The organism is Rhizobium phaseoli, from assembly GCF_001664385.1.
GTDB classification, from domain to species: Bacteria; Pseudomonadota; Alphaproteobacteria; order Rhizobiales; family Rhizobiaceae; genus Rhizobium; species Rhizobium phaseoli.
Genome location: NZ_CP013534.1, coordinates 35,877 through 55,987 on the forward strand (window position 1 = coordinate 35,877; position 20,111 = coordinate 55,987).

General features: G+C 62.2%; 17 protein-coding genes and 1 pseudogene. 8 read left to right on the forward strand and 10 right to left on the reverse strand.

Annotation, left to right across the window (positions count from 1 at the left end; genetic code table 11):
• Positions 1-51: 51 nt before the first annotated feature.
• Both AMC88_RS23510 and AMC88_RS23515 read left to right on the forward strand, forming a co-directional pair.
• Positions 52-1,458 carry an FAD/NAD(P)-binding protein gene (locus AMC88_RS23510; RefSeq protein WP_064826137.1) on the forward strand — a complete coding sequence of 469 codons (1,407 nt, stop codon included), beginning with the start codon at positions 52-54 and terminating at the stop codon, positions 1,456-1,458.
• 69 nt (positions 1,459-1,527) lie between these two features.
• Positions 1,528-3,462 (forward strand): hybrid sensor histidine kinase/response regulator, encoded by a 1,935-nt coding sequence (locus AMC88_RS23515; protein ID WP_064823453.1) that lies wholly within the window; start codon positions 1,528-1,530, stop codon positions 3,460-3,462.
• 193 nt (positions 3,463-3,655) lie between these two features.
• Here the strand turns inward: AMC88_RS23515 and AMC88_RS23520 are convergent, their stop codons facing one another.
• Entirely contained in the window at positions 3,656-4,747 is a 1,092-nt protein-coding gene (locus tag AMC88_RS23520; protein WP_225884118.1) for an acyltransferase family protein, read from the reverse strand.
• On the opposite strand from AMC88_RS23520, the gene AMC88_RS34120 reads away from it, so the two are divergent.
• Positions 4,631-4,879, forward strand: a complete 249-nt coding sequence (locus tag AMC88_RS34120; RefSeq protein ID WP_225884121.1) for a hypothetical protein — start codon at positions 4,631-4,633, stop codon at positions 4,877-4,879. The genes AMC88_RS23520 and AMC88_RS34120 overlap by 117 nt on opposite strands.
• A 35-nt stretch (positions 4,880-4,914) precedes the next feature.
• Here AMC88_RS34120 and AMC88_RS23525 read toward each other — a convergent pair whose 3' ends face one another.
• The 5 genes from AMC88_RS23525 to cyoA are packed head-to-tail and all read right to left on the reverse strand — an operon-like array spanning position 4,915 to position 9,976.
• Positions 4,915-5,673 (reverse strand): SURF1 family protein, encoded by a 759-nt coding sequence (locus AMC88_RS23525; RefSeq protein ID WP_064826139.1) that lies wholly within the window; start codon positions 5,671-5,673, stop codon positions 4,915-4,917.
• 46 nt (positions 5,674-5,719) lie between these two features.
• Positions 5,720-6,121, reverse strand: coding sequence for a cytochrome o ubiquinol oxidase subunit IV (gene cyoD / locus AMC88_RS23530; protein ID WP_004679731.1), 402 nt, complete (start codon positions 6,119-6,121; stop codon positions 5,720-5,722).
• Complete coding sequence (cyoC, locus tag AMC88_RS23535) at positions 6,118-6,738, reverse strand: cytochrome o ubiquinol oxidase subunit III (RefSeq protein ID WP_004679733.1); 621 nt, start codon at positions 6,736-6,738, stop codon at positions 6,118-6,120. The genes cyoD and cyoC overlap by 4 nt, the downstream gene beginning before the upstream one ends.
• Positions 6,739-6,742: 4 nt before the next feature.
• Complete coding sequence (cyoB, locus tag AMC88_RS23540) at positions 6,743-8,746, reverse strand: cytochrome o ubiquinol oxidase subunit I (protein WP_064826140.1); 2,004 nt, start codon at positions 8,744-8,746, stop codon at positions 6,743-6,745.
• A gap of 42 nt (positions 8,747-8,788) precedes the next feature.
• Positions 8,789-9,976, reverse strand: coding sequence for a ubiquinol oxidase subunit II (gene cyoA / locus AMC88_RS23545; protein ID WP_064826141.1), 1,188 nt, complete (start codon positions 9,974-9,976; stop codon positions 8,789-8,791).
• Positions 9,977-10,351: 375 nt separating this feature from the next.
• Between cyoA and AMC88_RS23550 the strand changes: the two genes are divergently transcribed.
• From AMC88_RS23550 to AMC88_RS23570, 5 genes and pseudogenes are all read left to right on the forward strand, one after another.
• Positions 10,352-11,683, forward strand: a complete 1,332-nt coding sequence (locus AMC88_RS23550; RefSeq protein WP_012490424.1) for an MFS transporter — start codon at positions 10,352-10,354, stop codon at positions 11,681-11,683.
• A gap of 50 nt (positions 11,684-11,733) precedes the next feature.
• Entirely contained in the window at positions 11,734-12,297 is a 564-nt protein-coding gene (locus tag AMC88_RS23555) for a dienelactone hydrolase family protein (protein WP_039752211.1), read from the forward strand.
• A 151-nt stretch (positions 12,298-12,448) separates the two neighbouring features.
• Entirely contained in the window at positions 12,449-12,910 is a 462-nt protein-coding gene (locus AMC88_RS23560; protein ID WP_010011552.1) for a hypothetical protein, read from the forward strand.
• Positions 12,907-13,196: pseudogene (locus tag AMC88_RS23565) on the forward strand (type II toxin-antitoxin system RelE/ParE family toxin). The gene AMC88_RS23560 and the pseudogene AMC88_RS23565 overlap by 4 nt, the downstream one beginning before the upstream one ends.
• A gap of 345 nt (positions 13,197-13,541) precedes the next feature.
• Positions 13,542-14,171 carry a metallophosphoesterase gene (locus tag AMC88_RS23570; RefSeq protein ID WP_237353181.1) on the forward strand — a complete coding sequence of 210 codons (630 nt, stop codon included), beginning with the start codon at positions 13,542-13,544 and terminating at the stop codon, positions 14,169-14,171.
• An 87-nt stretch (positions 14,172-14,258) separates the two neighbouring features.
• Here AMC88_RS23570 and AMC88_RS23575 read toward each other — a convergent pair whose 3' ends face one another.
• The 4 genes from AMC88_RS23575 to AMC88_RS23590 form a co-directional block, all read right to left on the reverse strand.
• Entirely contained in the window at positions 14,259-14,726 is a 468-nt protein-coding gene (locus AMC88_RS23575; RefSeq protein WP_004679746.1) for a cyclic nucleotide-binding domain-containing protein, read from the reverse strand.
• Between the two features lie 99 nt (positions 14,727-14,825).
• Positions 14,826-17,540 (reverse strand): ABC transporter ATP-binding protein, encoded by a 2,715-nt coding sequence (locus AMC88_RS23580; protein ID WP_004679749.1) that lies wholly within the window; start codon positions 17,538-17,540, stop codon positions 14,826-14,828.
• Positions 17,541-17,705: 165 nt separating this feature from the next.
• Positions 17,706-18,866, reverse strand: coding sequence for a glycosyltransferase family protein (locus AMC88_RS23585; protein ID WP_016736517.1), 1,161 nt, complete (start codon positions 18,864-18,866; stop codon positions 17,706-17,708).
• A complete protein-coding gene (locus AMC88_RS23590) occupies positions 18,863-20,110 on the reverse strand; it encodes a glycosyltransferase (RefSeq protein ID WP_064826143.1) in 1,248 nt (415 codons plus the stop codon). The genes AMC88_RS23585 and AMC88_RS23590 overlap by 4 nt, the downstream gene beginning before the upstream one ends.
• Position 20,111 lies beyond the last annotated feature (1 nt).

Below are 20,111 nucleotides of genomic sequence, written 5' to 3' on the forward strand. Positions count from 1 at the left end.
GTTGAAACCTCGATCGACCCCAGGTGCTGATGAAGCCGCAAAGGAGTTGCGATGACGGTTCAGGGACTTTTTTCCGGAAGGGCGAGTGCGGCGGCGCAGATATCGGCCGTGCCGCGCGTTGCCATCGTCGGGCGCGGCTTCTCCGGCATGATGACGGCCATTGCGCTGATGAAGACGGTGCGCGCTCCCTTCCACCTGCAACTGTTCGATCCGAATTCGTCGGTCAGCGGCGGCCAGGCGCTTGCCTCTGCCCGCACGTCGACGATCCTCAATACCCGCGTTCGCGATCTCTCGGTCTCGGTCGGCGACAGCGACGATTTCAACGACTGGCTCTGTAGCAACGCCGCCTTCCGCGCCGCCGTGCCCGCGGCCATTCCAGGCTTCCGGCAGATCTTCGTGCCGAAGGAAATCTTCAGCGATTATGTCTACCAGCGCTTTTCTGAAGCGCTGGCGGCGCGCCGGGACATCACCGTTCAGGTCTGCAACGATCCCGTCGTGACGATCCGCCGGAGCCACGGCAATCGCTTCCTGCTTGAAAGCGCCAATCCGGCCAATCCGCTGTTCGACACGGTGATCCTCGCCACCGGTTATGGCCTCAGCGATCCGCGTGCCGAGCAGCCGGATGCTTCGCCGGTCCGCGCCCAGCGCCTCGTCGCGCGGCCGCATGCGGTGCTGCTCGGCAGCGGCATCCGCGTCGTCGACCAATTGCTGCAGCTGCGCGATTCCGGCTATGCCGGCCAGGTGACGATCATTTCGCGGCACGGTTTTCTGCCGCAGAGCCACACGCCGAACTCCGCCGATCCGGTATTTCCGGCCGAAGCGCTGCCCGAGACCCTGCCCGACATCGTGCGCTTCATCCGCCAGGCCTGCCGCGAGGCGGAAGAAGAGGGGCAAAGCTGGCAATCGGTGATGAACGGGCTGAGGAAACATGCCCGTTCACTTTGGCGCTCGCTGCCGGCCCGCGACAAACATCAGTTCAACCGGCATTTGCGAGCGATCTACGACAGCCATCGCAACCGCCTGCCGGAAGCCATGCACCTGCGCCTGCAGCGCGAGCTTGCCGAAGGCCGCACCGTGCTCCGCCGCGGCCGGGCCGGCCGCCGGGGCCTGAGCGGCTTGTTTTTCACGCCGGCCGGTTCCAGTGCCGAGGAGGTGATCCACGCCGAGCGCATCATCGATTGCCGCTGCCAGGCGCCGGATCTCTCCGCGCCGCTGATGCAAAGCCTGTTTTCCGCCGGCCTTGCCATGCCGGACGAGCTCTCGCTCGGACTGGCGGTCACGGCGTGCGGCGAGCCCCTCCTGGAGGACGGTTCGACGGTTGCCGGGCTCTTTGCCGTCGGCCCGCTCGGCCTCGGCAGCCTGCCTGATATCGATCTCGTGCCCGAGATCGTCTCACAAGCCTATGCGGCGGCCGAACGCATCGGCGCGCGCTTCTATCCGCAGGTCAGGGCCGTCTGAAAAAGTGTGATCTTTTCGGAACCATCTGCGCGTCGCCGCGTTAAAAGCGCTGGTGACCGAGAGGGGCAAATGGAAGTGCTGGATCGACATGATACGTCTCTTCAAGAAGAGGGGCGCTTTCGTCTTCTGGTCGATGCCATCACCGACTACGCGATCTACATGCTGAGCCCCGAAGGCATCGTCACCAGCTGGAATACCGGCGCTCAGCGCTTCAAGGGCTACAAGCCTTCGGAAATTCTCGGTGAGCATTTTTCCCGTTTTTATATCGACGAGGATCGCGCGGCCGGAATTCCCGAGCGCGCGCTTGCCACGGCGCTCGAGCAGGGGCGCTTCGAGGGGGAGGGCTGGCGCCAGCGAAAGGACGGCAGCCGCTTCTGGGCGCATGTCGTCATCGATCCGATCCGCCGCCCCTCCGGCGAGCTCATCGGCTTTGCCAAGATCACCCGCGATCTCACCGAACGCAAGGCAGCGGAAAACGCGATCCGGCAGAGCGAGGAACAATTTCGACGCCTGGTCCAGGGCGTCTCCGACTACGCGATCTACATGCTCGATCCCGAAGGCAATGTCAGCAGCTGGAATTTCGGCGCCGAGCGGATCAAGGGCTATCGGCCGGAGGAGATCATCGGCCGGCACTTCTCGACTTTCTACACACCGGAGGACCGCGCCGCCGGCCTGCCGGAGACCGCGCTCAGCGTCGCCCGCGCCGAAGGCCGCTTCGAGCGGGAAGGCTGGCGTGTGCGTAAGGACGGCACCCGCTTCTGGGCGAGCATCGTCGTCGACGTCATCCGGGGCGATGACGGCGACGTGCTCGGTTTCGCCAAGATCACCCGCGATATCACCGAGAAGATGGAGACGCAGCGGGCGCTGGAGCAGGCGCGCGAAGAGCTTTTCCAATCACAGAAGATGGAGGCGATCGGTCAGCTGACCGGCGGTATCGCCCATGATTTCAACAATCTGCTGATGGCCGTGCTCGGCAGCCTGGAGATCCTGAAGAAGCGCATGCCGCAGGATCTGTCGCTGACATCGCTTGTCGACAATGCTATGCAGGGCGCCCAGCGGGGCGCGGCCTTGACCCAGCGCATGCTGGCCTTTTCCCGCCGCCAGGAACTGCATATGGAGCCGATCGACGTCTCCGGCCTGGTGCGCGGCATGATGGATATTCTCAGCCGTTCGCTCGGCCCCCTTACGACGATCGAGACTTATTATCCTGTCCGGCTGCCGACCATTCTCACCGATCCGAACCAGCTGGAGATGGCGATCCTCAACCTCGTCGTCAACGCCCGTGACGCCATGCCGGCCGGCGGCCGCATCACGCTGCGCGCGTCCGAAGAATCGATCGCCGCCGGCAAGGGGCCGCTGTCGGCCGGCCGCTATGTCAGGATCGCGGTGGTCGATGAAGGCGAGGGCATGGATGCGAAAACGCTGGAGCAGGCGGTCACGCCGTTCTTCACCACCAAGGGTGTCGGCAAGGGCACGGGTCTCGGCCTTTCCATGGTGCAGGGTCTCGCCACTCAGTCCGGCGGCCGCCTCATCCTGAAGAGCACCCCCGGCGAAGGTACGACGGCCGAATTGTGGTTCCCGGTCGTAACAATCGAGAAGAGGACAGAGGCCGTGGCCGAGCTGCCGCAACGGGATGATGATGCACAGCGCGGGCTGCGGATCGTCGCCGTCGACGACGACGGTCTGGTTCTGATGAACACGACGCTGATGCTGGAGGACCTCGGCCACACGGTTTTCGAGGCGATGGCCGGTCCCGAGGCGCTCGACATCCTGCGCAAGGAGCCGGTCGATCTGGTGATCTGCGATCACGCCATGCCGCGCATGACCGGCGCGCAGCTCGCCGAGGCGATCCGCAGCGAATGGCCCAAGATGCCGATCATTCTCGCCACCGGCTATGCCGATCTGCCCGACGGGGCAGGCGCCAATTTGCCCCGCCTCGGCAAACCCTTCTCGCAAGCGCAGCTCGCCGACGCCATCAGCCGGATCGCTTCTCAAGGTGCGTGAAAGGCGGAGGGTGACTGGCGGCGCTCGATAGTCGGATACAGTCCAACTGGTCCGCCGAACGTGGACAAACCCCCGCGCTAGAACAGGATTTGGATTTTAGGCCCGGTCGGCCTAAAATCCAAATCCTGTTCTAAATTAAAGAGTTAGAGCATGATGTCGTCCGAAAACCGCTCACACTTTTCGGCATCATGCTCTAGGCGCGAAGCTTCTCGTCGCCGCCATCCAGGAGCTCCGGTGTCGCGGCTGAAGCTGTGCCGCTGAGAAGACGCTTTTCGGTCTCCTGCAGGTCTAGGATCGCTTGTTCGATGCCCTCAGCCGGCGTTTGGCGCGAGACCAAACGCCACCGATGCTGCTGCCACAAGGTGACGAGAATGCGTCGGCTCGGGACTTCGATCGTTTCATGCAAAAACCATGCTCCCGCCGCCGCAACGGCAAGCGCTGCCGCGATCAACGCTGGTTCGGGCACCAGAGATCCGAGAGTCCGGTGAACGAGGAACATGATGGGGACGTGGAAAAGATAGAGCGAGAAGCTGATCGCGCCGAAGAACCTTACGGGTGCAGCCGCCAGGACGTGTGCCGCGATGGGCGGCTGTCGCGCAACGAGCGCGACAATGACAGCTGCGGCGGCCGCGCTCTGCAAACCCCAGAATTCTGGGGAGAAATTCGGCAGGACATGCCTGTAGGTGAAGAATACTCCCAGCAGGAGCAGCGTCAAAATTCCCGTGAGGGCGGATGGCCTCCATCTATCGCTGAAGGCATGCAGCGCGCCGGCAAGGGCGCCGAAAAGAAAGTAAGGGAGCTTGGAAACGAGCAGGATTCCCGGCCCCGGCAATGCAAGCAGTCCATCGACGACAACGACCGCTGCGAAGCCGGCGATCAAGCCTCGGTAGCGGTTCGGCCGGCTCAAGCAGAGCCACAGGATCGGAAAGAGCAGATAGAATTGAATCTCAGGGGGAATTGACCAGAAAACACCGCTCGAACCCAGGAGCAGGACATGACGTACAAAGTCCGTGCCGCCGGTGATCGGCTGAACGAAATCCAGATCCTGTATGCTGGACAGGATCGCCACGAGCAGGACAGCCACCAGATAGACCGGATAAATGCGGGCAAAGCGGCTCACCAGGAAATCCAGGACGTTTTCCCTGGTCACAGGCCGCGAACCGTAGAGATGGGCCATCAGAAAGCCGCTGAGGGCAAAGAACAAGCCGACAGCTTCGCTGCCCATCGACACCAGATGCTGGGCGATACCTGGAAAGATGAGGCCGATATGCGCTTGAACGACCAGAAGCGCGGCGATGCCGCGCAGGCCATCGAGACTGGGGATGTAATCCGGCCGGCTCATCTGCAGCTTTTATCTATTCTGGTCAGGCAAGCAGTAGCCGACATGACTTTACAAGACATTAATCCGCCGCGCTGAAACATCGGCGGCGCACCAGCTTGCAGGGGATCGTGCTATTCGCGGCGGCCTCTTGCGATCTCGCCGCGCAAGATGAACACCAGCAGTGCCAGCGCCATCGCCGCCAGGCCGTACCAGGTGATCGCGTAGACGAGATGGTTGTTCGGGAAATGGATGATCGTCAGGCCGCCGACGGGCAGGCCGCCCGGATTGGCGGTCGCATCGGCGTCGATGAAATAGGGTGCGACCGTCCGGACGCCGCGCTTTTGCGCGATCGCCGCGACATCGCGCGAATACCAACGGTCGGCATTGACGTCGTTGGATTGCAGCAGCGATCCCTTCGGCTCGGTCATCCGCATCAGACCGGTGATTTCGACCGGTCCCGGCAGCTGGCCTTCACGGCGCGTCGCCGGGTCGCGCCTGTCAGTCGGCACGAAGCCGCGGTTGATGAGGATGGCAGTGCCGTCTGCAAGCATCAGCGGCGTCATGACCCAGTAACCCGGGCCGAGCGCCGTCGAGGCATAGACCAGCGTCTCTTTGTCGTTGGCGAGCTTCCCGGCCACGCTCACCCGGCGATATTCGTCATCGCCGGCATCGATCTTGTCCCAATCGGCCTGCGCCGGGGCGGGCACGGCTGCGGCATGCACGCGCTGGTCGACGCGGAGGATGAGATCACGCTTCCAGGCGAGGCGCTGTACCTGCCAGGTACCGAGGGCTGCGAGCGCAGTTGCTAACAGAGCGAGGCAGACGGCAAAGGCGGCGCGTTTTACCGGCGAATGCCGCTTGTCCGCTTTTTCGGGGTGAGCCTCGCTCATGGCAAGAATCGCTTCGGGCGGCGATGCGGCCGCCCTTTCGACGCCGTCACGGCATGTTCTTCATCATCTCGGGGCTCATCGGCATCATGTTGGTGTTGAGATGATGCATGACCCAGAGGGAGCCGGAGAGCGCGATGGCAACGATGATGATCGTGAAGATCAGCGCCATCATCGTCCAGCCGCCCTCGCTGCGGGGGTTCATGTGCAGGAAGAAGACCATATGGACGACGATCTGGATCGCCCCGATGGCCATCACCAGCACCGCCGTTACCGCCGGGCTTTCGAAGACGCCTGACATGACCAGCCAGAAGGGAATGGCGGTCAGGACGATGGAGAGCGCGAAGCCCGTCATGTAGCTGCGGAAGGTGCCGTGGCCGGCCTGATGGCCGTGGCTGTGGCCGTGATGGGCCTCGTGGGCGTCCTCATGGGCGGGTGCTTGCGAACTCATCCGACAACTCCGAGCAGGTAGACGAAGGAAAAGACGCCGATCCAGACGACGTCGAGGAAGTGCCAGAACATCGACAGGCACATCAGCCGGCGGCGATTGGCCTCGATCAGGCCGTGCATCGACACCTGCACCATCAGCGTGATCAGCCAGATGATGCCGAAGGTGACGTGCAGACCGTGCGTGCCGACCAGCGTGAAGAAGGAGGAGAGGAAGGCGCTGCGCGTCGGCCCGGCGCCTTCGTGGATCAGGTGGATGAACTCGTAGAGTTCGAGCCCGATGAAGGCGGCGCCGAACAGGCCGGTGACAGCGAGCCAGAACAGCGTTTCCGCCTTGGCGTTGCGCTCCATCTGCAGCATTGCGAAGCCGTAGGTAATCGACGAGAACAGCAGCATCGAGGTGTTGAGGGCGACGATCGGCAGATCGAAGAGATCCGCCGGCGACGGGCCGGCGGCATAATTGCGGCCGAGCACGCCGTGGGTTGCAAACAGCACCGCGAAGATCAGGCAGTCGCTCATCAGGTAGAGCCAGAAACCGAGATTGGTGCTGTTCTCCGGATGATGATCTTCCGTCAGGTAGAATTCGGGCTTTTCGGCCGTGTCGACAGTGTGATCGCTCATGGTCTTACACCTGCTCGGCAAGCAGCGTGGTGCGCTTGCCTTCCGTTTCGGTGACGTCTTCAGCGGGGATGTAGAAGTCGCGTCTGTAGTTGAAGGTATGGCCGATCGCCACGACGATCAGGGCGACGAAGGAGACGACGACCAGCCACCACATGTACCAGATAAGACCAAAGGCGAGTGCGACGCTGATGGCCGACAGGATCGCACCGGTGCCGGTATTCTTCGGCATGTGGATCGGCTTGAAGCCGCCGAGCGGACGCTCGTAGCCGCGCCTCTTCATGTCGTACCAGCTGTCATGGTCGTGGACGACGGGCGTGAAGGCGAAGTTGTAGTCCGGCGGCGGCGAGGCGGTCGACCATTCCAGCGTGCGGCCGTCCCAGGGATCGCCGCTGTCGTCGCGCAGTTCCTCGCGCTTCATGAAGCTGACAACGATCTGGATCAGGAAGGCGGCAATGCCGAGCGCGATCAGGCCGACGCCGAAGGCAGCGATAATGAACCAGATCTGCAGCGACGGATCCTCGAACTGGCTCATGCGCCGCGTGACGCCCATCAGGCCGAGCACATAGAGCGGCATGAAGGCGAACCAGAAGCCGATCTGCCAGAACCAGAAGCTCAGCTTGCCCCAGAAAGGATCGAGCTTGAAGCCGAAGGCCTTAGGGAACCAGTAGTTCACGCCGGCGAACATGCCGAACAGAACGCCGCCGATGATGACGTTGTGGAAGTGGGCGATGAGGAACAGCGAATTGTGCAGCACGAAGTCGGCCGGCGGCACGGCGAGCATGACGCCGGTCATGCCGCCGATGACGAAGGTCACCATGAAGCCGACCGTCCACAGCATCGGCACCTCATAGCGGATACGGCCGCGATACATGGTGAACAGCCAGTTGAAGATCTTCGCCCCCGTCGGGATCGAGATGATCATCGTGGTGATGCCGAAGAAGGAGTTGACGGATGCACCCGAGCCCATCGTGAAGAAATGGTGCAGCCAGACGATGTAGGACAGGATCATGATCACGCAGGTGGCGTAGACCATCGAGGCGTAGCCGAACAGGCGTTTTCCCGAGAAGGTGGCGACGACTTCGGAGAAGATGCCGAAGGCCGGCAGCACAAGGATATAGACCTCCGGATGGCCCCAGATCCAGATGAGGTTGATGTACATCATCGGATTGCCGCCGAGGTCGTTGGTAAAGAAGTTCGTCCCGGCATAGCGGTCGAGCGACAACAGCACGAGTGTTGCGGTCAGGATCGGGAAGGAGGCGACGATCAGCACGTTGGTGCAGAGTGCGGTCCAGGTGAAAACCGGCATCTTCATGAAGGTCATGCCCGGCGCGCGCATCTTGACGATGGTGGCGATCAGGTTGATGCCGGAGAGCGTCGTGCCGACACCTGCCACCTGCAGACCCCAGATATAATAGTCGACGCCGACGCCCGGACTATAGGCGGCGCCCGACAGCGGCGGATAGGCGAGCCAGCCGGTCTGGGCGAATTCGCCGATGAACAGCGACAGCATGATGATGATCGCGCCGGCGGTGGTCATCCAGAAGGAGAAGTTGTTGAGAAAAGGGAAGGAGACGTCGCGCGCGCCGATCTGCAGCGGCACCACGAAGTTCATCAGACCGGTGACGAAAGGCATCGCCACGAAGAAGATCATGATGACGCCGTGGGCGGTGAAGACCTGGTCGTAATGGTGCGGCGGCAGGTAGCCTTCCGATCCGTTGAAGGCGATCGCCTGCTGGATGCGCATGAGGATGGCGTCGGAAAAGCCGCGCAGCAGCATGATGACCGCCAGGATCACATACATGATGCCAATCTTCTTGTGATCGACGCTGCAGATCCAGTCGCGCCAGAGCGGGCCCCAGAATTTGAAATAGGTGATGGCGCCGAGCACGGCGAGACCGCCGATGACGACGCCGATGAAGGTCACGACCAGGATCGGCTCGTGATAGGGGATGGCATCGAGGGTCAACCGGCCGAAGATGAACTTCAGGAGGTCAGGATTGGAAAACATGGAACAACCCGTTCATTATGTCTTGCGACGCAAAGCGCCAGGTTAATTGTTGTTGTTGAGCTGCGCAGGCGCCGGATCGGTGCCGTTGCTCATGCCGGGCATGGAATGGCCCTCATGCCGCATGCCCGTACCGGGCGTGCTGTCCGTGCCCTGCATGCCCGGCATGTCTTGCATGCTGCCACCATCGTTCCTGGCAGGTTCGCTGCGTGCCGGTGCGCCCGTTGCCGGCACGGTGGCGGCGGGCGCCACGACGCCTTCGTCGGCATGGCGATTGTCGTATTGCAGCTTCTCGCGGTTCTCGGCACTTTCCTTGCCGCCGCCGCCCATCATGTCGATGTGCATCATCTCGTTCATGCACATCTTGCCCGGCGTGGCGCACATGTTGAGGATAGCGCTGTAGAGATCGGCGTCGGCGCCGGCATAATAACGCACCGGCTCCTTTTCGCTCGGCTTCTCGAGCTTCAGATAAGCGTCGCGGTTGAGCATCGTGCCCTGCTGCTTGACCTTGGCCACCCAGGTGTCAAACCCCTCGCGGGTGAGGCCATGGAACTTGAAGCGCATATGCGAGAAGCCGGCGCCGCTGTAGTTGGCCGAGAAGCCCTCATACTCGCCTTCTTTGTTGATGACGGCGTACAACTTCGTTTCCATGCCCGGCATGGCGTAGATCTGGCCGGCGAGGGCGGGGATGTAGAAGGAGTTCATCACCGAGGAAGCGGTGATCTTGAAATTGATCGGCTGGTCCACCGGAGCGGCAAGCTCGTTGACCGTGGCGATGCCGAGTTCTGGATAGAAGAACAGCCATTTCCAGTCGAGCGCCACGACTTCGACGGTCAGCGGCTTGGTATCGGCCGGAATAGCGCGCTCCGCATCGAGGCGGTCGAGCGGGCGGTAGGGATCGAGCTTGTGCGTGGAAATCCAGGTGACGGCGCCGAGCGCAATGATGATCGCCAGCGGTGCCGCCCAGATGACGATTTCGAGGCGGGTCGAATGATGCCATTCCGGCGCGTAAGTCGCGGCCGTGTTGGAGCGGCGGTAGCGCCAGGCGAAGAGCAGCGTCAGGAAGATCACCGGAACGATGATCAGAAGCATCAGCACCGTCGAGATGACGATCAGATCGCGCTGTTGCGCGGCGATGTCGCCGGACGGCGCCATGACCACCATGTTGCATCCTGCCAGGAAAAGCAGCGGCAAGACGGATAGAAGGCGGGAAAACTTCATGAGTTTTGGCACGTCTCTAAGCTCTTGTTGTTTCGTTTGGTCCGCGACTAAAGCACTGAACCGGATAGCGACATGAGGCGGAAGGTCGCAGTGCAGCAAGCATGCCGCACTGCGGCAAAAATCATCGGGCGCTAGTGCTTTGAAATCCTGATGAAATATAGAAGGATTTTACGCGCGCGCATGTTTCAGTCCAATATAGCCGCATCAGCCGGTCCGACCAGCATTTGCAGGGAAATCACCGTCTCGATCACGCAAATTTTTCGGTCTCCGCTTCATTTGGGCCGTGATGATGAACTATTTCAGTCTCACGGACTTGATAAGCCTGCAGGTTTGATCAAGATCACGCTTGGGGCGCCTTGCCGGAAGCGCCTTAACGAGGAGGCGTTTATGGCAACAGCATCGCATTACGGACCGTCATCGTCGTCGCTGGAACGCGACGCGCGGCGTATTCACGACGACAAGCCGGTGTCACCGGGCAGCATCGCCATCGGCGTGGTGATCGGCCGCATGTCGGAATTTTTCGATTTCTTCGTCTACGGCCTCGCCTCGGTCCTGGTCTTTCCGCAGCTCGTCTTTCCCTTCGCGCCCGACCGGCTGACCGGCACACTCTATTCCTTCGCCATCTTCTCGCTCGCTTTCCTCGCCCGTCCCGTCGGTTCCGTCGTCTTCATGACCATCGACCGGATGTATGGACGCGGCACCAAGCTGACGATCGCGCTCTTCCTGCTCGGCGGCTCGACCGCCTCGATCGCCTTCCTGCCGGGTTACGAGGAGATCGGCGTCTGGTCGATCGCGCTCTTGGCGCTCTTCCGTCTCGGCCAGGGCTTTGCGCTCGGCGGCGCGTGGGACGGGCTGGCCTCGCTGCTGGCGCTCAACGCGCCGGCCAATCACCGCGGCTGGTACGCGATGATCCCGCAGCTCGGCGCGCCGATCGGCTTCGCCTTGGCGAGCACGCTGTTCGGTTATTTCGTCGCCAATCTTTCCAGCGAGGATTTCCTCTCCTGGGGCTGGCGTTATCCCTTCTTCGTCGCCTTCGCGATCAACGTCGTGGCGCTGTTTGCGCGTCTGCGCCTGGTCATGACCAAGGAGTTCGGCACGCTGCTCGAACAGCACGAGCTGGAGGCGGCACCCATCCTCGAGGTGCTGCGCGTCCATGGCCGCGACATCCTGATCGGCGCCTTCGTGCCGCTCGCCAGCTTCGCCATGTTCCACCTCGTCACCATCTTCCCGCTCGGCTGGATGAGCCTTTACGGCAACCAGCCGATCGGCGCCTTCATGGTGGTGCAGGTGGTCGGCGCCATGGTCGGCATTGTCGCCATCATCGCCTCGGGGCTGATCGCCGATCGCATCGGCCGGCGTGCGCAGCTTGCGATCTGCGCCGTCATCATCGCCGTCTTCAGCTTTGTCGGGCCGATCCTGATCGCCTCCGGCAATAACGGCCACGACGCTTTCGTCATCATCGGCTTCGGCGTGCTCGGCCTGTCCTTCGGCCAGGCGACCGGCTCGATCTCGTCGCGCTTCGGCCGCGGCTACCGTTATACCGGTGCTGCCTTCACCTCGGATCTCGCCTGGCTGGTCGGCGCCGGCTTCGCACCGCTGGTGGCGCTCAGCCTCTCCAGCCGCTTCGGCCTGACCTTCGTCGGCTATTACCTGCTCTCCGGCGCCATCTGCACGCTCGCAGCGCTCGCCTTTAGCAAGGCGTTGGAACAGCGCGAATAGTATAAATCGCAGCAGCACGCCGGAAAGTCCGGCGTGCTGCCTCATCCTCTATGGTATCGAAGAGCGGCGCCGCCGAATTGATGCAACCCTTGTTGGTCGTGAGCGATATCCACGGTTTTCCCGAAACCTTTGCCGAACTCTTGGATGTAGGGTGCTCTGAGCACCGCGTATTGCAACTGGCCGGGCTGAGCGGTCGACCCGGTCTGCGCGGAGACGAGCTTCACAATCATCTTTTCAATGAAGACGGCATGCGGCATGCGGTTCGGGCACTCCGCGAGATAAACGGACGCCCGTGCTTGGGGATCGGTTTTAGCGCCGGTGGCACTGCTTTGTGGAATGCCGTCAAAGAGGGGCTGGAGCTCCAGGCCCTGATCTGTGTGTCATCAACCAGATTGCGCTTCGAAACGTCTCCACTGGATATACCCACCATGGTATTCTGGGGAGAACTCGATCCATACCGGCCGCCAGAAAGCTGGAACCACGCTGTTGCCCAGCGTTGGAAAACCTACGCCGGCAAGCAGCACGATTTTTACCGCATCGATGCGCTTGCATCCGAATCGCCGTTACGGGCCGATATCGCCGCGTTCATTGAAGGCCGTTTCCTGTTCGCATAGCGCATATTTGTGGCGCTTCCGTCGGCGCGGGCCGGACGCCGTGGTTTTGCGAACATGCAGGCTTTCGTTTGCGGCTGCAGATCCAATTATTGATTGCATTGCAACCTATAATTAATTGCGATATGATATCCATGATCAGCGAGGAGATGCCATGACCTCAGAAACCATCGATCATTCCACCCTTTCCCGTCTTGTCGATGCAGGAGCAGTCGATGCCGCGCATGTCGTCGGCAAAACCGGCGGCTGGTCCGTCGTCATCCGCTACGGCAAGGCGGAGCGTCCGCTCGCTGCCCAACGTAGCCGGCAGGTGCGTGTGTTCAGGCGCATGGACACCCTGGTTTCCTATCTCAAGGATGTCGGCATCTTGCACTTCGATGTCGATGCAGCCGATTACGCTCCCGACAAGGCTTCGCGGCCGGATCGGGCCGCCGCCCTGCGTCGGACCCATGAGGCGGCGGAATATGACAAGTGGTTCCGCGAACAGGTCGAAGAAGCGATCCGCCAAGCCGATGATCCGAATGCGGTCTGGATTAGTGCGCAGGATGCCGAAAAGCAAATGGACAAGCTTCGGGCCGAACTGCTGGCGCAGCCCGAATCCGGAGATAAGGCTTGATCGTCAAATGGCTGCACCAGGCTCTTCTTGATCGGGAGGGTCAGATTCGGCACATCTTCACCCAGAATCCACAGGCTGCGATCGCATTGGATGATGTTACCCGGCATCAGGCCAAAATGCTCGCCGATCACCCCGAAGCAGGACGCAGCGGTCGTCTCCAGGGAACACGGGAATTGGTCATTCCGCGCACCGCATTTCTGCTGATCTATCGCATCGACAGAAAGGCGCAGAGGGTGGAAATATTGCGCCTTCTTCATGGCGCCAGCGCTGGCCGCCGAGATCTTAGTTTGAAACCTTAGAGGCGGAACAAGAACCGCTCCAAATCGCACGCTGAGATCAAACAGAGCTTGAACCAATGATGCCACGCCGTTTGCTGCGAGCAGCGAAACAATCACATGACCAACTTCCGTGGTGTAGTGGGACTGCGCGGCGGTTTGCTGGTCTCTTAACATAGCCTGGCCACCTTGGCCTTCAGGCCGAACTTTTATCCCTCTTTGACGATATCCAATCCCAGGAAGGTCGAGTGCTCATAGCCTGTTCAGAATGGATGCCCTCCATCCGCGAAATCACCGAACAGACGGCCATTTGCGCGATCGGCGACGTTCATGGATGCGCTGATCTTCTCCAACAAATGCATGCCGGTCTCGCCCATGAATTTGACCTCATCTCTCCGCGCGCTGCTTATTGCATCCATCTCGGCGATCTGATCGACCGCGGCCCGAAAAGCTTGCGGGCGCTCGGCTTGGCTAGGCAAGGCATTCCCGGTGCCACCAACTGCACCCTGATCGGAAATCATGAAGATCGATTGCTTCAGCTGCTTCGCACGCCTGACGCCAGGATGATGGACCGATGGCTGGCGCATGGCGGTACCGAATTCTTCGAGGAACTCGGCGTTGATCCCCGCGACGGATGGGAAGACCGGGTGTCGGAGCTTCTAGGCCGCGATACAATTGAATGGCTGCATTCGCTGCCTCTAAAGCTGCGGCTCGGAGAGCTGCTTTTCGTCCATGCAGGCATCGATGTAGAGGTTCCGATCGATCGTCAGACCGCAGAAACCCTTGCGTGGATCCGCGAGCCTTGGCTTTCTTCGCAGGGACCATATGAAGATGGGCTGGCCATCATCCATGGTCACACGCCCATCGCCGATGTCGTTCTCAGCAACCAGCACAGGATCAACCTGGATACCGGGGCTTGCGAAACAGGTGTTTTGAGCGCGCTTCTGATCCATGGCGGTCGGATGAAGCTCTTGCAGACCGGTTGAAGCGCCTGCGAAATCCTCCGGACTCCACGATGTTTACGGCCCGTTCGGTCTTCGTATGTGCTGCAGAGCAATTCTGGTTCGGCGACTTTACTGCGCCATCTGCGGCTGCTTCGCCGCCCGCGCCGCGGTCAGTTCCGCGGTGGTGTGATTCAGGCGGTCGGCGAGCACGCGCATGATTTCGACGGCCATCTCGGGGAAGTCGCTGAGCAGCTTCAGGAAGTGTTCCTTGCTGATGCGCAGCACTTCGAGCGGCGAGGTGGCGCGCACCGTTGCCGTGCGCGAGACGTCGCAGAGGATGGCGATTTCGCCGACGATGGAATTGAGCTCGACGTCGGCGACCTTGATCTCGCCGGCCGGCGAGGAGACGATGATGTCGGCGCTGCCGGAGAGAATGACATAGGCGGCGTCGCCGACATCGCCCTGATGGAAGAGATCCTGACCGGCCTTGTAGGTCATGCGGTCGGAGGTGAAGGCCAAAAGCTTGAGCTTTGCTGGCGCAATCCTTGAAAAGATCGGCACCCGTCGCAGCATTTCGACTTCGTCTCTCAACAGCATTAGCGTTTCAATCCCCTGGGCGCAGGGTTCTTCGAACCAGGCGCCTTAAATTCCCGGCATTCCCTAGGGAATGCCTACCATCGCCGCTCCCATAGAATATTACGATAACAGTTCCTTGAACATACCGTTTTTCTCGGAAAGTTCCGGATAGTTCCCGGCCTCGGCCAAGCCGCCACGGTCGAAGAGCAGGATCCGGTCGAACATCTCGGCGAGCCGCGCATTGGAGAGCACCCAGATGATCGCCGGCCGCTCGCCTTCCTTATGCAGGTCTTCGATGATGTTGCGGGTGATCTGGTCCTGGACGCGCTGGTCGAGCGCCGACAGCGGCCGGTTGAAGATGAAATAGTCCGAACGCTTCAGAAGCGCGCGGGCAAGGTTCAGCTTCTGCCGCTGCACCATGGTCAGCCGCTTGCCGCCGGATCCGACGTCGAATTCCAGCCCGATCGACAGCACGTCGTCATAAAGATCGAGCGCGTCGAAGAGTTCGCCCATGATGGCGCGGATGCGGTCGGAGGCGTCGGCCTGCTGATAGGCGATGCGGCCGAAGAGCACATTGTCCATCAGGCTGGCCGACGGGGTGAAACGCTCGGCGTCGTAACGCTCGATCAACTCGGCGAGATCAGCCGGAATATGGGCGTGGAACTGTTTGCGGGCGCTGACGATCTTGTCCATCAGCTCGTTGGTCAACAGGCCGAAGCGGTGGCGCGGTTCGATATAGGCGAAGCTCAGGCGGATGATCGCCGAGCGTTCCTCCGGGGTGGCGTCTTCGAAGCGGCGGCTCTGCAGTTTCTGCAGCAGCGCCTGGTAGGTCGGGATATCGTCCGCCGTCATGAAGGTCAGCTGCTGGAAGAAGGGATGGTCCGGCGGCAGGTCGTGGAAGAGTTCGACGGCGTTCTCGGCGATCTCGAGGCCCATGGCGTAGAGATCGGTGCTGAGGCCTGTCTCACGGAAGAGCTGCTGGAAATAGGGGTGCGCCGCCAGCCTGCGGTTGGTCATCAGCGGCCGCTTCATCGTGCCGAAGAGCAGGTTTTCGCCGACCGTTGCCTGGGCATTGTAGGCGTCGAAATCGAAAGGCACGACGATGCCGTCGAGCCCCTCGTCACGCAGCCGGTCCCGGAGCGAGGCGCGCAGTGCGACGACGTGGTCGCTGACCGCCACATGCACGTCGGTGTTGACGTTCGAGCGCAGTGCCAGATCGAGAATGTCCTGCGAGATCAGCACGGCGTCGAGCACCGGCCGGATCGCTTTCAGCAGGTCTTCCGGCCCGCTGGCGCCGGCCGCCTGGTAATCCACCCAGTCGCTGTTGAGATCGAGCGTCGGATTGCCGGCCTTCACCGCCTCGGCGGAATGCCATTTATATTCGAGCGCTTCCTTCTCGTCGTAGACGGGATCGGTCATCGGCGCATGCTTGAGGCCGTAGAGCAGATTGCTGGCGAGCGAGCCATGGAAGAAGAAGGTGTCGGCCGAGGCATAGGAGATGCGCCGGCCGGTGATCGATTCCGGCAGGTCGAGCAGGTCGCGTCCGTCGATGGTGATGCGGCCGGAATCCGGCCAGATCATCCGGCCGAGCGCTTCGGCGAAGGCTTCCGCGCCGCTGCCGTTCGGGCCGACGATCGCCACCGTCTCGTTCGGCTTGATTTCGACCGAGACGTGGTCGACGAGGCGGGCGCCACTGTCGTCGGACAGCGTCAGGTTGGTGACGACGAGCGCACTCGTCAAGGCGCCGACGGGGGCGATGGCCAGTTCCTGAATACGGCTGTCGATCAGCGGCTCGACGTTGAACTGTTCGTAGACCTGCTGGTATTTCACCTGCACGTCCTGGCGCATCTGGTCCCAGTCGATCAGTTCCTTCAGCGGACCGGGCAGATCCTTGTAGGCCGAGATGACGGCGACGAGCTGGCCGATGTCGAGCCGGCCCTGCAGCGCCAGATAACCGCCGATCGCGTAGAACAGGAAAGGCGTGACCTGGGCGAGGAAGTTGTTGATGAACTTCACCAGGAATTTCCACTGGTAAAGGTCGTAGCGGATCGAGAAGATGCGGCCGAGCCGCGAGGCGATGTCGGCGCGCTCGAGGTTGGAGGTGTCGTTGCCGTGGATCGTGCCGATGCCGTCGACGATTTCGCCGACGCGGCCGGAAAGCTCGCGGGCGGTCAACTGCCGCTGGCGGCCGAGGTCCAGGAGGCGCTTCCTCATGCGGGGAATGACGACCGCCTGGACACCGACGATGGCGGCGGCGATCATGCCGAGCCAGAAATTCTGCACGATGATGAAGGCGAGGGCGGTGATTGCCTGGCCGCCGAGCAGGGCGGGCGAGACGAAGGCATCGCCGGTGAAGCCGCCCATCGGCTCCACCTCGTCCTTGATCATGGTGGCGATCTCGGCCGATTTCACCCGCTTGAAATGCGCGGGCGGAAACCGCAGCACCCGGTCGATCAGCTCGAAGCGGATGCGCCGCAGCATGCGCTCGCCGAGCCGGCCCTTATAGGTGTTGATGTAGAATTTGAAGAGGCCGTTCAGCACCACCAGCGCCAGGAACACCAGGCTGAGCGCCATCAGCATCTGGAAGCGGTTGAGCTGCACGCCCTGGAAGAATTCGACATGGCCGATCAGCGGAATATTGTAGGCGATGTGCATGAAGGTCTGGGTCGCGCCCGGACCTTCGAAGCCGTCGCCCTGGATCGGCCCGTTGACGATCTGCTTCGGCAGGTCGAAGGACAGGAAGTAAGGCACCATCGAAGCGGCGACGACAGCCAGGATCCACAGCTGCTGCAGCCGCGTGTTCTTCCAGATGTAGCGGGCGAGGCTTTTTTCCATGGCTAACCGTCAGCTTGCTGGGAAATTCCGGAGGCGCGATCCGTGCGTCGGAACGGGAGAAATCCTTGAGAACGAACCATGCCGTCGGACCGCCGATATCGCAATGAAAACAAGGCGAAGTGACCGGCTGTGGAAAGGCCGATTCTCGCCCGAACTTTGCTTATATCACAGGAATTTTGAATTAGGCGAGCGATTCGCAATCATCGAGCGAATGATGCCGGCGGTTTTCTCCGCCCCCTCGAGATCGAGCGAGACCGGCCCGCGCCGGGATGCTGCGAGCGCCCTTTCGACCGCCGCTTTCACATGGGCCGGCGTCAGCCCCTGTTCCGGCAGAATGTCGGCAAGGTCAAGCGCCTGCAGCCGTTCGGCGCGCACCGTCTGTTCGGTCTCGCCGCCGGCGACGAAGGGGATGAGGATCGCCCGGCATGGACTGCGCATGAGGTCGCCGACCGTGTTGTAGCCGGCCTGCGAGATCGAGACTTTGGCGCCGCGCAGCAGCGAGGGAAAATCTTTGCGGAAGCGCACCAGCGTCACGTTGGGGGCGGCGTCCCGCGACAGCGCGGTGAAATCGGCCTCCGGCAGGTTCGGCCCCGCGATCAGCAGCCAGCGAAGCTTGGTGGGCATGAGCGCTGCCGCCTCTTTCGCCGCGCCGATCAGTTCGGCGCCGACGGCGCCGCCTCCCGCCGAGGCGATGATATCGAATGTTTCGGTCGGTTCGGGGGCCGACGGCGGGCTGACGAGGCCGGTATAACGCACCCTGTCGGCAATCTCTGCTGTCAGCGGGAAGGTGTCCTCGAGCTTGACGAAGGCAGGGTCGCCGTGGACGAGCACGGCGTCGAAATGATCCCTGACCAGGGTTGCGGTTTCCGCGTCGCGGCCGGGTTTGCGGTTTTCCTGCAGGATGTCGCGGACCGAGCTCAGGAGTTTCGGCCGCGGCTCGGCCTTTTCGATCGCCGCGAGCAACGGCAGCAGTTCGAAGCGCATCTGCCGGCGGCCGAAGGGGAAGGCTTCGATGATGACGACATCGGGCCTTGCGGCATGAAAGGCCTCCAGCAGCAGATCGCGACGCGCATGGAGGAATTCCTCGCCGGCGGGGCGGCCTTCGGCATCGGCGAGGCCGGAAAAGCCGGCATTGCTGGCGACGACCGCCGGCAGCGCCACGGTCTTGACGCCCTCGCCGGGAAAGCCCGGTACCGGCAGGCCGCCGGTCACGACCGTGACGTCGAAACCGTCCTTGACGAGGGCATTGGCGATGCGGCTGGCGCGGGCGATGTGGCCGATGCCGAGCAGGTGCTGGACGTAGAAGAAGATGCGCGGTGCCGTCATGAGGCCTTCTGCCATTCGGCCTCGAACAGGCCGCTGAGCTGTCGGATGCTGGAATGGTAGTCGAATTCTTCGCGCACCCGCCTTTCGGCAGCATCGCCGAGACGCTTGCGCAGCACCGGATCGCGGATCGCTGCCGTCAGGGCCTCGGCCAGAAGCGCCGGATCTTCCGGCGGCACGACAAGGCCGTTTTCGCCGTCCCTCAGCAGTTCCGGCACGCCGGACACGGCGGTCGAAACGCAGACGAGCCGCTGGCTCGAGGCTTCGACAAGCACGTTCGGCAGGCCGTCGCGGTCGCCGTTGGCGGCGATCCGGCAGGCCAGCGCAAAGAGGTCGGCGCGGCGGTAGTGATCGAGCACGTCTTCCTGCGCCATGGCGCCCTTCCAGACGATGCGGCCGGAGAGGCCGAGCTCGCTGGCCAGCGCCTTCAGCTTTGCGAGCGCCTCGCCGCCGCCGATATGGTCCATGCGCCAGTGCAGGTCGGGGGGCAGCAGGGCGAGCGCGCGCAGCAGCACGTCGTAGCCCTTCTTCTCGACGGCGCGGCCGACGCTCAGGATGAGGGCGGGATCGTCCGGGTTATCGCCGGTCCGCTGCGGACGTTCGCCGGCAAAGTGACCGAAACGGGCGAGATCGAGACCGTGGTAACTCAAATGCACCGCATCCTTGCGCGATGTCAGCATGCGCATGTGCTCGTAGCCCGTCCGGGTGCAGGTGACGGTCCAACGGGCGCTCTTCAGTTTTTCGGTGAGCTCCCAGTCGGGCGAGGTCCATATGTCCTTGGCATGCGCCGAACAGCTCCAGGGGGTGCCCGTCAGCATGCTCGCATATTCCGTCACCGAAGCCGGCGTGTGGATGAAATGCGCATGCAGCCACTCGCCTCCATCAGGCCATTCGCGCCCCAGTACCAGCGCCTGGCCGAGACGGCGGAAGCGGTTGCGCGAGAGGTCGCGTGGCAGGTCTGCAAGAAAACGTTTGATCAGCGCCTTGAAGCCGGGTCTGGAGACGCCGGCGACCAGGCCTTTCAGCACCCGGATCGGCTCCTCGTGCAGATATTCCGGCAGATAGACGACGCGCGCCTTGATCTCGTCATGCACGGGATGACGCTTCTTGTCGGTCGGCCGGCGCATCGAAATCAGCGTCAGATCGAAGCCGGCCTTTTCGAGGCCGAGCAGTTCCTGGGCGATGAAGGTTTCCGAAAGGCGGGGATAGCCTTTCAGCACGACGAGGATCTTGCGGCGTGGCGGCAAG

Coding starts and splice junctions, on each gene's coding strand:
- AMC88_RS34120 (WP_225884121.1), top strand. CDS start 4,631: ATGGGCCATCAGAAAGCCGCTGAGGGCAAAGAACAAGCCGACAGCTTC.
- AMC88_RS23585 (WP_016736517.1), bottom strand. CDS start 18,866: ATGACGGCACCGCGCATCTTCTTCTACGTCCAGCACCTGCTCGGCATC.
- AMC88_RS23580 (WP_004679749.1), bottom strand. CDS start 17,540: ATGGAAAAAAGCCTCGCCCGCTACATCTGGAAGAACACGCGGCTGCAG.
- AMC88_RS23560 (WP_010011552.1), top strand. CDS start 12,449: ATGACCTCAGAAACCATCGATCATTCCACCCTTTCCCGTCTTGTCGAT.
- cyoD (WP_004679731.1), bottom strand. CDS start 6,121: ATGAGTTCGCAAGCACCCGCCCATGAGGACGCCCACGAGGCCCATCAC.
- cyoC (WP_004679733.1), bottom strand. CDS start 6,738: ATGAGCGATCACACTGTCGACACGGCCGAAAAGCCCGAATTCTACCTG.
- cyoB (WP_064826140.1), bottom strand. CDS start 8,746: ATGTTTTCCAATCCTGACCTCCTGAAGTTCATCTTCGGCCGGTTGACC.
- AMC88_RS23515 (WP_064823453.1), top strand. CDS start 1,528: ATGGAAGTGCTGGATCGACATGATACGTCTCTTCAAGAAGAGGGGCGC.
- AMC88_RS23575 (WP_004679746.1), bottom strand. CDS start 14,726: ATGCTGTTGAGAGACGAAGTCGAAATGCTGCGACGGGTGCCGATCTTT.
- AMC88_RS23525 (WP_064826139.1), bottom strand. CDS start 5,673: ATGAGCGAGGCTCACCCCGAAAAAGCGGACAAGCGGCATTCGCCGGTA.
- AMC88_RS23555 (WP_039752211.1), top strand. CDS start 11,734: ATGGTATCGAAGAGCGGCGCCGCCGAATTGATGCAACCCTTGTTGGTC.
- AMC88_RS23570 (WP_237353181.1), top strand. CDS start 13,542: ATGCATGCCGGTCTCGCCCATGAATTTGACCTCATCTCTCCGCGCGCT.
- AMC88_RS23550 (WP_012490424.1), top strand. CDS start 10,352: ATGGCAACAGCATCGCATTACGGACCGTCATCGTCGTCGCTGGAACGC.
- AMC88_RS23510 (WP_064826137.1), top strand. CDS start 52: ATGACGGTTCAGGGACTTTTTTCCGGAAGGGCGAGTGCGGCGGCGCAG.